Origin of the sequence: Bifidobacterium simiiventris, assembly GCF_019331715.1 — a bacterium.
Classification (GTDB): Bacteria; Actinomycetota; Actinomycetes; order Actinomycetales; family Bifidobacteriaceae; genus Bifidobacterium; species Bifidobacterium simiiventris.
On the sequence record NZ_JAHBBG010000001.1, the window covers coordinates 131272 to 143850 of the forward strand.

Annotated in this window: 10 protein-coding genes; 2 read left to right on the forward strand and 8 right to left on the reverse strand. The window is 66.5% G+C overall.

All coding sequences use genetic code 11. From position 1 onward, the window contains the following. Nucleotides 1-70 precede the first annotated feature (70 nt). Complete coding sequence (locus KIH76_RS00645; protein WP_219068679.1) at nt 71-856, forward strand: ABC transporter ATP-binding protein; 786 nt, start codon at nt 71-73, stop codon at nt 854-856. After that, entirely contained in the window at nt 853-1653 is an 801-nt protein-coding gene (locus KIH76_RS00650; protein ID WP_219068680.1) for an ABC transporter permease, read from the forward strand. The genes KIH76_RS00645 and KIH76_RS00650 overlap by 4 nt, the downstream gene beginning before the upstream one ends. Nucleotides 1654-1743: 90 nt before the next feature. On the opposite strand, the gene KIH76_RS00655 is transcribed toward KIH76_RS00650, so the two are convergent. The 8 genes from KIH76_RS00655 to mraY form a co-directional block, all read right to left on the reverse strand. Beyond that, entirely contained in the window at nt 1744-3732 is a 1989-nt protein-coding gene (locus tag KIH76_RS00655) for a DEAD/DEAH box helicase (RefSeq protein WP_338023540.1), read from the reverse strand. 215 nt (nt 3733-3947) lie between these two features. Then, nucleotides 3948-4658 carry an SDR family oxidoreductase gene (locus KIH76_RS00660; protein WP_219068684.1) on the reverse strand — a complete coding sequence of 237 codons (711 nt, stop codon included), beginning with the start codon at nt 4656-4658 and terminating at the stop codon, nt 3948-3950. 113 nt (nt 4659-4771) lie between these two features. After that, nucleotides 4772-5833 (reverse strand): cell division protein FtsQ/DivIB, encoded by a 1062-nt coding sequence (locus tag KIH76_RS00665; protein ID WP_219068686.1) that lies wholly within the window; start codon nt 5831-5833, stop codon nt 4772-4774. After that, the gene (murC, locus tag KIH76_RS00670; protein ID WP_219068688.1) at nt 5833-7434 is read right to left on the reverse strand and encodes a UDP-N-acetylmuramate--L-alanine ligase; all 1602 of its coding nucleotides are present in this window, start codon (nt 7432-7434) and stop codon (nt 5833-5835) included. Before murC ends, KIH76_RS00665 begins: the two co-directional genes overlap by 1 nt. 8 nt (nt 7435-7442) lie before the next feature. Further along, nucleotides 7443-8621 carry a UDP-N-acetylglucosamine--N-acetylmuramyl-(pentapeptide) pyrophosphoryl-undecaprenol N-acetylglucosamine transferase gene (locus KIH76_RS00675; protein ID WP_219068690.1) on the reverse strand — a complete coding sequence of 393 codons (1179 nt, stop codon included), beginning with the start codon at nt 8619-8621 and terminating at the stop codon, nt 7443-7445. Between the two features lie 40 nt (nt 8622-8661). Beyond that, entirely contained in the window at nt 8662-9882 is a 1221-nt protein-coding gene (gene ftsW / locus KIH76_RS00680; RefSeq protein WP_219069152.1) for a putative lipid II flippase FtsW, read from the reverse strand. 43 nt (nt 9883-9925) lie between these two features. After that, entirely contained in the window at nt 9926-11359 is a 1434-nt protein-coding gene (gene murD, locus KIH76_RS00685; RefSeq protein ID WP_219069149.1) for a UDP-N-acetylmuramoyl-L-alanine--D-glutamate ligase, read from the reverse strand. Nucleotides 11360-11431: 72 nt separating this feature from the next. Then, nucleotides 11432-12535 (reverse strand): phospho-N-acetylmuramoyl-pentapeptide-transferase, encoded by a 1104-nt coding sequence (gene mraY, locus KIH76_RS00690; RefSeq protein ID WP_214373014.1) that lies wholly within the window; start codon nt 12533-12535, stop codon nt 11432-11434. Between the last annotated feature and the right edge of the window lie 44 nt (nt 12536-12579).

The window sequence follows — 12579 nt, forward strand, 5'->3', positions numbered from 1 at the left end:
TCCTCGTAGCATTGCGAGCATGGAAACAAGTATTCAGCCATTGTTCACGGCAGAACATGCGACGTGCCGGATGCCGAAGACGACGACGGCCGCGGCGGACGATGCGGTGCGGTTGCCGTCGCTGTTCCGCGGCTTCGCCCGCAAGCATGACGACGTCGAGTTCAAGACCATTTTCTCCGACGTGGCGTTCGAGCTGCACCGCGGCGACATCGTCGATCTGGTCGGCCCGTCCGGCACCGGCAAGAGCACACTGCTGACGACCGTCGCACAGCTCAACCCGTATGCGAGCGCCGATCTGACGCTGGAGGGCACGCCAAGCACGGCGATGACGCCAGAACGCTGGCGTCGCGAGGTGGCGTATCTGCCGCAGCGGCCGACATTGACCGGTTCGAGCGTGCGCGAGGCGATCCTCATGCCGTTCACGTTGCGCGTGCACCGGTTCTCCGACGACGGCTCGTCGCTGGAGGAACGCCGGCCGGACGAGGCGACGCTGCGGCGCACGTTGAACACGGTGGGCTGTTCGGACATCGAGTTGGAGCGGCCGCCGCAGGATCTGTCGGTGGGCCAGCAGGCGCGCGTGTGTCTGCTGCGCACGCTGCTCACGTTGCCGAAGGTGATGCTGGCCGACGAGGTCGATGCCGGTCTGGACGAGGAGAACGCGGACAAGGTGGGCGAGATTCTCGCGTATGCGGCTCGGGAGAAGGGCATGGCGATCGTGCGCGTGCGGCATCGTGCAGCTGATGGCCGTGCGACGCGCACGCTGCATCTCGAGGCGGGTGTGCTGACGGAGATCACGGGGAATGTCACGGCCGGGGCGGCGCATGACGGACATATGGAAAGCGAGGCGGCGCGATGAGCACCGGGAATGCGGGAGCCTATCCCATCGACGTGTGGGGTCTGATCATCACGATCGTGCTGGTGGCGGTGGCCGCCGGCCTGTCGTATGCGATGCGGCTCGGCGTGCACCGGCAGATGCTGTGGGCGACGATCCGTTCGCTGATCCAGCTGCTGGCGATGGGCTACATCCTCAAGTTCGTCATCGAACAGAACAATCCGTGGCTGGTGTTCGCGCTGATCGCGGTGATGATTCTCGCGGCCGTGCAGATCACGATGTCGCGCGCGGCGAACATTCCGCGTTCGGTGATGCCGTCGGTGTTCCTCACGTTGACGGCGAGCGTGATCCTGCAGGTGTGCGTGGTCACGGAGATGGTGATCCGCCCGCATCCGTGGTATGCGCCGACCGTGCTGGCGACGATGAGCGGCATGCTGCTGGGTAACGTGGTGTCGGCGATCGCCGTGGCGATGAGCCGGTTCTTCTCCGACATGGATGCGCGCCGTTATGAGATCGAGATGATGCTCAGTCTGGGTGCGACGCCGTTCGAGGCGGCCAAGCCGTCGACCATCTCGTCGGTCAAGCTGGGCATGATCCCGACGATCTCGCAGCTTGCGTCGAGCGGCATCGTGCTGATCCCGGGCATGATGGCCGGCCAGGTGATCGCGGGCGCCGACCCGTTGACGGCCGCGAAATACCAGTTCGTGGTGTTGGCGGTGATCAGCGCGCTGACGCTGATGGCCGATTCGCTCATCATGATCCTGATCTACAAGACCTCGTTCACCGCCCTGCACCAGTACAGGACCGCCGACGCGCGGTAAACAGGGTTTTTTCCGCGTATATGAATGGCGGTTGTGCTGTCGTTGGACATGGCTCAACGACAGCACAACCGCCATTCATGTTATATATGCTCAGCGGCCCATGCGGAACGGGGCGCGCTTGATCTTGGAGTGACGGCGGCGCGGGCCGTCCGTGGTGCCGTATTTGGCGATCATGCGGCGTTCGTGACGCTTGACGGCTTCGCCGCGCTCGTCGGAGACGATGCGGTTCTCGTCCCTGTGATGGATACGCTTGCCGCCGCCGTTGCCGTCGCGGCGACGCGACTGGTACGTATCGCGACCGGCACGCCCGTTGCTGGTCTGACGGTCACGGTCGGATGAACGGCCGACACGATCACGGTCGCGGTCGGTACCGCGGCTCCTTCTGTCACTGCGATCGTCGGACGACGTGGCCCGGCGATCGGCCCGATCATCATGCTTGCCGGACGTACGCGGCCTGCCGCCGCGGCGCTCCTCGGGATGCTCGAACAGGTAGTCGCGACGTTCCAGTTCGGGATCGCTCAGTCCCGAGCGGCGTTCGGCGCGGTTCGGCGTCGCGGCCTCGCTGATCTGCCGGGCGGCGGCCTGCGCACGTTCGAGCCGTTCAGCCGCGCGGCGACGGCGACGTTCCTTCTTCATCGCGTTGCGCTCATGCATCAAACGTTCCGCACGCTTCTGGCGGCTCTCGCCGCTCGTCGCATCCTCGTCGTCCATCAGGTCGGCGCCGGGCATATGGCGAAGCGCCTTGCCCCGGTCGCCGCCGGTCTTGCGGTCGCGCGACTTGCGGCCCCGACCACCGGCCGGCTGCGTCTGGTCAAGGCTCCAGCCTTCCACCAGCTCGGCCGTCTCCCCCACCAGCTCGGCGACTTCGGGCGAATCATGCCGCACCTTGACCGTCGTGGCCTCGATGCCGGCCGCCTTGAGCAGTCGACGGGCCTCGCGCCGCTGGTCCGGGGTGACGAGCGTGACCACGACGCCGGACTTGCCGGCTCGCGCGGTACGTCCGGAACGGTGCACGAACGACTTCGGCCCCTCCGGCGGGTCGACCTGCACGACGAGTTCCACGTCGCTCACGTCGATGCCGCGCGCGGCCACGTCGGTGGCCACCATCACGTTCACGTCGCCTTCCTCGAACGCGGCGAGGTTGCGGTCGCGCTGGTTCTGCGACAGGTTGCCGTGCAGCTCGGATGCGGGGATGCCGGACTGGGTGAGCTTCTTGGCGAGGTTCTTCGCCTGGTACTTGGTGCGCGTGAACAGGATGCGCCGGCCCTTGCCGGAGGCGAGCGTGCGCACCACGTCGTTCTTGTCGGACTTCTCGATCTCGAACACGTACTGTTCCATCATGTCGGCCGCATCCTCGGGCTCGGCCACGCTGTGCACCTTCGGATCGCGCAGGAACTCGCGCACGACCTCGTCGATGCCGTGGTCGAGCGTGGCGGAGAACAGCATGTGCTGCGCGTCGGGACGGATCTGCGCAAGAATGCGCTTGACCGGCGGCAGGAAGCCCATGTCGGCCATTTCGTCGGCCTCATCGAGCACGACGACCTGCACGTCGGACAGCACAAGCGCCTCCTGACGCAGCAGGTCCTCAAGTCGGCCCGGGCAGGCGACGACGATGTCCGCGCCAGCCTTGAGATCTCGGATCTGCCGGCTGTATTTGACGCCGCCGTACACGGTGGTGGTGGTCATGCCCGCCATACCGGCGAGCGGTTCGAGCACGTCGTTGATCTGGTTGGCCAGTTCGCGGGTCGGCGCGAGGATGAGTCCGCGCGGGTGCGGCATGAAATCGTCGGCGATGCGCTCCTCGCGGCGAGCGGCGCGCACGGCCTTGATGTTGCGGCGGTAGTCGGCCATCGGCATGCCCGGCTCCCAGGCGGCCTCGCACAGGCGTGCGGCGAGCGGGATGCAGAAGGCGAGCGTCTTGCCGGAGCCGGTGCGGCCGCGGCCGAGGATGTCGCGGCCGCGCAGCGAATCGGGCAGGGTGTCGGCCTGGATGGGGAACGCCTCGGTCTTGCCGTCGGCGGCGAGGACGCGCAGCAACGGCTCGGGCACGCCGAGTTCGGCGAACGGGACCGGTTCGATGTCGACGGCGGCCGTGGTGACGGCGAACGGTTCGGAGGTCTCTTCCGTGAAGGTCTTCTTGGTCTTAGTGGACTTCTTCTTGGTGAATTTCTTGGGCACAGCGGCCTTTCATGTCAGGTTCTCGCGCAGGGTGCGCAAACCTAGACACTATAGCTGGTTCCCGGGATTTTTCCTCAGCGATCCCGGGATCATTCCGCCCGATCCCGGGACCCGGCTCACACGTAGTTGCGTTCGACGAGGATGTCGGAGACGGTCAGGTTCGCGTCGTTGACGAGGTTGAACAGGATGACCTCGGCCAGTTCGGCCGGGTTCATGAACGTGTGCTGCTTCTCCTCGGAAACATAGTCGTGACTGTCGCGGTAGAACGCAGTGTCGATGCCGCCCGGGTACACGCCGACGATCTTCACGCTCGTGCCCTTGTACGCGGCCTTGAGGCTCTGCGTGTAGCCCTTCTCGCCCCATTTGGTCGCGCAGTACACGGATTCGTTCGCATTGCCGCGCGTGGCGGCGGTACTCATCACGTTCGCGATCTTGAGATCGGTCTCCTCATCGGCCTTGAGCGTTTCGACCGACCACAGGATCATGCCCCTGAGACCCTTGAGGCACTTGTCGATATCGGCGGCCTCATAGCCGGTCGGCACCTTGAACGACGGCTGACCGGCGTTGTTGATGAGCAGGTCGATATGGCCGAGCGCCTTGATCTCGGCGACGGATTGCCTGACGAACGCCTCGTCGGACACGTCGCCCACGTAGCCGCGGTACACGTCGGACGGGAATTTCTCGGCGAGCGCGTCCTGGCGTTCGGCGTTGAAGTCGATGCCGGCGACGAACCAGCCGCGTTCGATGAGCTGCCGGGTCAGTTCGTAGCCGAGTCCCAGTGCGCTGCCGGTGACGATCGCGATGCCGCGTCCCTTGCTGTCCGTCATGATGGTTCCTCCTGTATGCGCCGTTGACGCCCTCAGCCTATCATCCGCGGGCGCCTGCTTCCCTTGCCGTGCGCCCGTGCCGCGAGCAGCCGGCGCCACGGGCGCAGCAAACGCTATTTGATGATCGGCCGCGAGGGCGCGGAGACGTCCACCTGTTTTTTGTCGCCGATCACGTTCGGATCGGACAGGATCTTGTCGACGATGGCCTGTTTGAGGGGCAGATCGGAGGAGTCGCCCCAGATCACGACGTGTTCGCCGCCGTTGAGTTCGGTGGTGATCGAGTCCTGCGTGTCCGCGGTGACCTTGGTGATCGTCGAGCGCAGGGAGTCCGGCAGGCTGCCGAGCACCTTGAGTGCTTCCTTGATCGCCTTGCTGCCGAGCGAGCGTTCCACGTTGGCGACGTCGATGGTCGGGATGCCGTCCGTGGAGGCGTCGCCCACCTGGTTGAGCACGCGTCCCTGGCTGTCGACGGCCACCATCGTGTTGCCGGGGCCTTTGAGCATGGCGGCCGGCTGTTGGGCTTTGACCGTTACCGACAGGCTGTTGGGGAACTGTTTCTTCACCGTCGCTTCGGTGACGCCCGGAATGTTCTTCAACTGGCTGGCCACGTCGTTCGTGGAGACGAGCAGCAGGGATCGACCGGACTGTTTGCCGGCGATTGAGAGGATGTCGCTGCTGGAGACCCAGTCGTTGCCGCCGGAGACGCTGATCCGCGAGGTCTCCAGCCGGAACACCGATGAGAAGAACAGGAGCCATATGAGCGCGGACACGGCGGCGAGCGCCGCCAATGCGGCCGCGGTTCGGATCGCGATGACCTTGAGGCTCAGACGGCGGCGTTCCTTGAGGCGCGCGTTGAAGTCCACGATCTTGGGTCGTGTGGGCACGCCGAGCACGCCGGCCGTCTCGTTGAGCGTTTTTGCCACCACGTCCTCGCTGGGCATGCGGCGCATGTCGACGAACCCCTTGCGTACGCTCGTCTCGCCGGCGGGTTTGCCGCCGGATGCGGCGGATCGTGCCGTCCGACCGTGACGGCGGGACGTTTCTGTGCAGGCTTTGCCGGTACCGCCGGCCGTGCCGGCGTGCGAGACCACGGCGCGTGGACCGCCGCCGTTCCGGCGTGTGCCGGGTTCAGGCAGTCCGTCCTCGTCGTGGGAGCTGATGATCCGTCGCGCCATCAGCGCTCCGTCGCCGGCGCGGCGTCGTCCGTCGCGCCGGTCGGGCAGTCGAAGCGGTGCGCGGCGAGCGCGTGCAGCAGCACGTCGTCCATGGTGGTGATGTCGCCCGCGCCGACGGTGAAGATCACGTCGCCGTGGTGGGCGCGCATGACGAGCATCTGCGCGGCGACACGCATGTCGTCTACGGCCGAGATCCATGCGGCCGGTTCGTGCGCAAGGCCGGCCGCCGCATCGACGATCGTATGGGCGCCGACGCCGGGGAAATCCTCCTGCTTTTCGCGGGCGGGGAAGATGCCGCTGACGATCACGTCGTCGGCCTTCGCCAATGCTTCGGCGAACTCGCGGGCGAAGAACTTCGTGCGGGAGAACAGGTGCGGTTGGAACAGCACGTGGAGCGTCGAGCCGGGGTAGCGTCGGCGTGCGGCGTCGAGCAGGGCGGCGATCTCGGTCGGATGGTGCGCGTAGTCGTCCACGACGGTGACCTGCGCGACGGTGCCGCGTACCTGGAAGCGTCGGGCCGCGCCGAGGAACGTGCCGACGGCTTCGGCGGCCGCGTGCGGGTCGACGCCGAGCAGCGTGGCGGCGATGATGGCGGCGGTCGCGTTGCGCGCGTTGTGGATGCCGGGGACGATCAGGCTGACCGGTAGCACGAGATCCGTGTCGGTGCCGGCGAGGAGCGTGGCCGGCAGGGTGATGGCGAAGTGTTCCGCGCCGCTGCCGGCGTGTTCGCTTTCGGAAGCGATGCGCACGAACGTGGCGCCGTTGAGACCGCCGATTTCGTGTTCGGGATGCGTCGAATAGACGATGGTGCGCGCAGCGACGGACGGTTCGAGCGCGCGCAGCACGGTGAGCGCGCCTTCGTCGTCGCCGCACATGACCACGTGGCCGCGCGCATGGCCGGCGTGCTGCACGAACGCCGCATGGTAGTTGTCGGCGGTGCCGTAATGGTCGAGATGGTCAGGTTCCGCGTTGGTGATGATCGCGATGGTGGGATGGTACTTCTCGAAGCTGCCGTCGGATTCGTCGGCTTCGGCGACCAGCACGTCGCCCTTGCCGGCGTGTCCGCCGTCCATCGTGGTGCCGTCCGGGCCTTGGATGGATCCGCCGATCGCATAGCTCGGGTCGGCGAGATCGCCGGTTCCCGCGTGGACGAGGATGTGCGCGAGCATCGAGCTGGTGGTGGTCTTGCCGTGCGCGCCGGCGACGGTCACGGCGCGTCGGCCGTTCATGAGCAACGCGAGGATGTCGCTGCGGTGCACGATGCGCGCGCCGGCCTCGTGCGCGGCGACGATCTCGGGGTTGCTCGGCTTGATGGCGCTGGAATAGACGACCGTGGCCGCGTCGGCCACGTTCTCGGCGCGCTGTCCGAATTCCACGCCGATGCCGAGCGACGTGAGACGGTCGGTCTTCGCGCTGCGTTCGCGGTCGGATCCGTCGACCGCGACGCCGTGCTCGTGCAGCATCTCGGCGAGCACGCTCATACCCGCGCCACCGATGCCGATGAAATGCGTGCGGCCGAGGTCGCCGGTCGTCTCGTGTTCGTCGAACGCGGCCACGGTCGGGTCGAGCACGATGGTGTCAGTCTGGTTGGTTTCGCTCATAGTCCTTGTCATCCCTTGTTGTTCACCAGTGCGAGCACCTTACGGGCCATCACGTCGGCCGCGTCGCGGATGCCGTAGTTCCATGCCTTTTCGCCGAACTGGCGCAGCTTGATCGGATCGGCCAGCAATGCCGGCACATTGTCCTTCACCCATTGCGGCGTGCAGTCGCGGTCGGCGACCATCAGGCCGCCGCCGGCCTCGACCACCGGCTGCGCGTTGAACCGCTGCTCGCCGTTGCCGATCGGCAGCGGCACGTAGATGGCCGGCAGGCCCAGCGCGGCGAGTTCCGACACGGAACCGGCGCCGGCGCGGCAGATCACGAGCGCGGCGCAGGAGAACGCGAGGTCGATGCGTTCGAGATATTCGGCGACATGGTAGTCGCCGCCGGTCGCGTCGTCGAACAGTCCGGACAATGCGGATTCGCCGACCTGCGCGGCGACGGTCGCGCGGACCTCGTCGATCTTGCCGCGGCCGGTCAGGTGGATGACCTGCGCGTGTTCGAGCAGCTGCGCGGCGGCGCCGGACACGGCGCGGTTGAGGCTGACCGCGCCCAGCGATCCGCCGGTGACGAGCACGAGCGGACGGTTCGGGTCGACGCCGAGCCGGGCGGCGGCCTCGTCGCGCACGGCGACGCGGTCCGCGGAGAACTTCGCGCACAGTTGGGCGATGGCCGGGCGCAACGGCAGTCCGACGCGTTCGACCGGCACGCCCTGGCGGGCCTTGAGCCCGGTGTGCTCGTATGCGGTGCCGATGTAGTCGGCCCACCGGGCGCCCAGTTTGTTGGCCATGCCGGCGCGCGCGTTCTGCTCGTGGATGGCGATCGGGATGCCCATCTTGTGTGCGGCCGCGTACACGGGCGCGGAGGCGTATCCGCCGAAGCCGACGACCACGTCGGCGTGGCGGCGTTCAAGAATGTCTCGGACCTTGGCGGTTTCGCGCCGCCAGCGTCCGGGGAAGCGCAGCGCGTCCAGATTGGGCCGGCGCGGGAACGGCACCTTTTCGATCGTGTCGAGCTCGTAGCCGGCCTGCGGCACGAGGTCATGCTCGAGGCCGACCGCGGTGCCGATGACGCTCACCTGCACGTCCGGGTCGATGCGCCGGATGGCGGCCGCGACCGCGAGCAATGGATTGACATGGCCGGCGGTACCGCCACCGGCGAGAACGACGTTGCGAACTCCTGTACTCATAATTCCCTCAGCTTAGCCCACGGCCGCAACACCTCGCGGCCTATATTCTTGCGTTTTCCGCCTTGATCTGCGGCTGCGCGCGCATCATGCCCACGGCGGCGCCGGCGGCGCACAGGCACATGATCATCGACGAGCCGCCCGACGAGACGAACGGCATCGGCACGCCGAGCACCGGGAAGATGCCGATGACCACGCCGATGTTGACCAGCGCTTGGCCGACCAGCCATGTGGCGATGCACACCAGCACCATCGCCACGTAGCGTTCGCGGATCTGCAACGCCACGCAGATCAGGCACCAGCCGATCACGACGAACAGCAGCAGCACGGTCAGCGCGCCGACGAAGCCGGTCTCCTCGCCGATGATCGCGTAGATGAAATCGGTATGCGCGGCCGGCAGGTACTGCCATTTCTCGCGCGAGTTGCCGAGCCCCACGCCGAGCAGACCGCCTTCGGCCAGCGCGTATTTGGCGTGCATGGACTGGTAGCATACGCCTTGAAGGTCGGTGCACGGCTTGTAGGCGGCGAGGATGCGGCCCATGCGGTTGGGGCTGGTGATGACCAGCATGCCGACGCCCGCGGCCATCACGCCGACGCCCGCGGCCATCCATTTGATCGGGAACCCGCCGATCAGGAACGCGACCGCGCCGATGAACACGACGATCAGGCCGGTGCCCAGATCCTTGCCGAGCATGATCAGGCCGAGCGCCGCCAGATAGATCAGTCCGGGGACCGCATAGGCTTTGAGGCCTTCGTTCACGGCCCGTTTGGAGGCGCGCAGCAGCGCGAACGGCATCCATACGCACAGGGCGAGCTTGGTCAGTTCGGCCGGCTGCAGCGAGACGGGTCCCAGCACGATCCAGCCGTTGTTGCCGGTCTCCTCCTCGCCGGTGCCCAGCGGGGTGAGCGTGAGCATCTGCACGAACAGCGCGCCCAGCATGGCCACCGGGCAGAATCTCAGGTAGGTCTTGATCTTCAACCGCGACAGACCGAATGCGCACGCAAGACCGATGGCACAGTACACGCCCTGGTTGATCGCGCGTTTCCACGGCGACAGTCCTTCGGAGACGAGACTGACCGACGAGCTGGAGAACACCATGATCACGCCGAAGCAACACAGCGCCAGTACGGCCACGATGAACCCGTGGTAGCACCACAGCGGGTTGAGCAGCGAGCGGATGCCGGTGAATTCGGAGAAGTCTCCCCCGTCCACGCCGTCCGCTGCCTCGGTCTGCCGGCGACGTGTACCGTATGACTCCGGCATCTGCCTGTCGGATTGCTTGCCGGCCTTGCCGGAGGCGATGCGTCTACCGTTCGCCATGCGCCCCCGCCCAACGGGTCGCGGCCGCCGCGAACCGGTCGCCGCGGTCGGCGTACGACTTGAACTGGTCCATCGACGCGCAGGCCGGTGCCATGAGCACCACGTCGCCGGACTTGGCGTACGTGCCCGCGGCTTCGACCGCGCGGTCCATGACGGTGGCGTTGTCGTCCGGGGCGATGACGGTCAATGGGATGTCGGGCGCGCTGGCGGCGAATGCGTCGAGCATGGGCTGCTGGTCCTTGCCGATGATGACGGCGGCCTTGATGGTGTGCGCCTGGTCGGCCACGAGATGTTCGAAGCGGCTGCCCTTGGCGAGGCCGCCGGCGATCCACACGACGGACTTGGCGCCGAAGCTGTTCAGCGATGCGTTGGCGGCGTGCGCGTTGGTGGCCTTGGAATCGTCAACGAAGCGGATGGTGCCGCCATCGGCGAGTCTCGCGGTGGCGACGGTCTGGATGCGGTGGCCGCCGGGCGCGAAGCCCTGCAGCGCGCGCACGGCCGTCTCACGGTCCGCGCCGTAGCCAAGCACGAGCGCGAGCGCGGTCAGGGCGTCTGCGAGCAGATGCGGGTAGACGGTGCCGTCCGGTTCCATCAGATGAGTGAACCCGACGATCGGCGCGACGCGTTCCGCCACGCCGGCCTCGCCGCCCGCGACGCCGCTCATGTCGACGATCCAACCGTCCTTGACACCGATCTGGCCGTCCGTCGGCTCGTGCAGCGTGAAGCCGACCTTGCGGCAGCCCGGCGTCGTCTCGGCCTCGAACGCGAGCCCGGTGACGCGCTCGTCGTCGGCGTTGTAGACGAGCGTGCGGGTCACGTTGTGGAAGACCTTGGACTTGTCGGCGGCGTAATTCTCGATGCCGCCGTGCCAGTCGAGGTGGTCGTCGGCAATGTTGGTGATGGCCGCGCATTCGAGCGCGAGCGAGTAGGTGAAGTGCAGCTGGAAGGAGCTCAGTTCGACGCACAGCGCGTCATGTTCCGGTTCGACGGCGGCGTGGGAGACGGATTTGCCGATGTTGCCGACCGCGGGCGCGTCGAGGCCGCATGCGGTGAGCATCTCGGAGGTCATTTCGGTGGTGGAGGTCTTGCCGTTGGTGCCGGTGATGCCGATCCATCCGGCGTGCGCGCCGTGGCCGTCGCGGTCGGCGCGCAGCCGCCACGCGAGCTCGACCTCGCTGATGACGGGGATGGCGCGGCGCTGGGCCTCGAGGATGAACGGAGTGCGCGGGTTGAACACCGGGGAGGTGCACACCAGGTCGACCCGGTCCCAGTCCACGTCGTCAAAGGAGTGCAGGTCGGCGGCCTCGTTGCGCTCGTCCACGCTGAACACCTTCGCCGCGCGCGGGCGCAGCACTTCGACCATACCCCTGCCGGAGACGCCGAGTCCCGCCACCATCACCGTTTTGTCATCCAACCGCATGTCATCAACCATGTCAGACCTTCCGTTCATCGATATCGTCACCTACAGTAGTCGTCCCGATCGGATACGGGATCAGCCGAGCAGTCCGGAACGCGCGACCCAGTCGGCGTAGAAGACCATGAGCCCGCACAGCACGAACAGCAGCTCGACCATCCAGAAACGCACCACGACCTTCGTCTCGGTCCAGCCGCACAGTTCGAAATGGTGGTGAATCGGGGCCATCTTGAACACGCGCTTGTGGGTCATCTTGAAATAGCCGACCTGGATCACGTCGCTCATGGCCTCGATCACGTACAGGCCGCCGAGGATCACGGCGAGGAATTCGGTGTGCGTGGCGATCGACATCGCGGCGAACAGGCCGCCGAGCGCGAGCGAGCCGGTGTCGCCCATGAAGATCGTGGCCGGGTTCGAGTTGTACCACAGGAATCCGAAGCATGCGACAGCCGCGCATACGGCGATGATGGTCAGGTCGAGCGGGTCGGACACCGCGTAGGAGAAGCCCTGGTGGGTGCCGCCCTTGATGTGGTAGGTCTCCCAGAACGCGATCATCGCGTAGCCGGCGAACGAGATCATCGACGAGCCGGCCGCGAGGCCGTCGAGTCCGTCGGTGAGGTTGACGGCGTTCGTCCATGCGGCCATGAGGAAGTTCACCCACACGACGAACAGGATGATCGAGACGATGCGGCCCGCGAATTCGAAGCTGATGAACGGCGTCTCGATGAAGCTCATGCCGGCCTGCGCGCTCGGGAACCCGGATTTGGTGGGGATGATGAGCGCGAGCACCGCGTAGATCGTGGCGAGGATGAACTGGCCGATGAACTTGCCGGCGACGGTCAGACCCTCGTTCTGCTTCTTGCGCACCTTAGCGAAGTCGTCGACGAAGCCGAGGCATCCCATCGAGAACATGGCGAACAGCACGAGCACGGCCGACCAGGAGGGCACGCTGCCGGCGTTGATGTACCGGTAGAGGGCGGAGGCGCCCCAGCCAAGCAGCACCGCGAAGTTGATGACCACGCCGCCGAGCGTCGGCGTGCCGCGCTTGATCTGGTGCGACTTCGGGCCGTCCTGGCGGATGTACTGCCCGTAGTGCAGCTTGTGGACCAGACGGATCAGCAACGGCGTGCCGACCATGGTGACGACCAGCGACACCAGAATGCCGATGATGAGTGAAATCATGGGTTCCTCTCCAGTTCCGACTCGTTCTTATCTTCTCTTGTACG

Coding starts and splice junctions, on each gene's coding strand:
- KIH76_RS00660 (WP_219068684.1), bottom strand. CDS start 4,658: ATGACGGACAGCAAGGGACGCGGCATCGCGATCGTCACCGGCAGCGCA.
- ftsW (WP_219069152.1), bottom strand. CDS start 9,882: ATGCCGGAGTCATACGGTACACGTCGCCGGCAGACCGAGGCAGCGGAC.
- KIH76_RS00675 (WP_219068690.1), bottom strand. CDS start 8,621: ATGAGTACAGGAGTTCGCAACGTCGTTCTCGCCGGTGGCGGTACCGCC.
- mraY (WP_214373014.1), bottom strand. CDS start 12,535: ATGATTTCACTCATCATCGGCATTCTGGTGTCGCTGGTCGTCACCATG.
- KIH76_RS00650 (WP_219068680.1), top strand. CDS start 853: ATGAGCACCGGGAATGCGGGAGCCTATCCCATCGACGTGTGGGGTCTG.
- murD (WP_219069149.1), bottom strand. CDS start 11,359: ATGCGGTTGGATGACAAAACGGTGATGGTGGCGGGACTCGGCGTCTCC.
- murC (WP_219068688.1), bottom strand. CDS start 7,434: ATGAGCGAAACCAACCAGACTGACACCATCGTGCTCGACCCGACCGTG.
- KIH76_RS00645 (WP_219068679.1), top strand. CDS start 71: ATGCCGAAGACGACGACGGCCGCGGCGGACGATGCGGTGCGGTTGCCG.
- KIH76_RS00665 (WP_219068686.1), bottom strand. CDS start 5,833: ATGGCGCGACGGATCATCAGCTCCCACGACGAGGACGGACTGCCTGAA.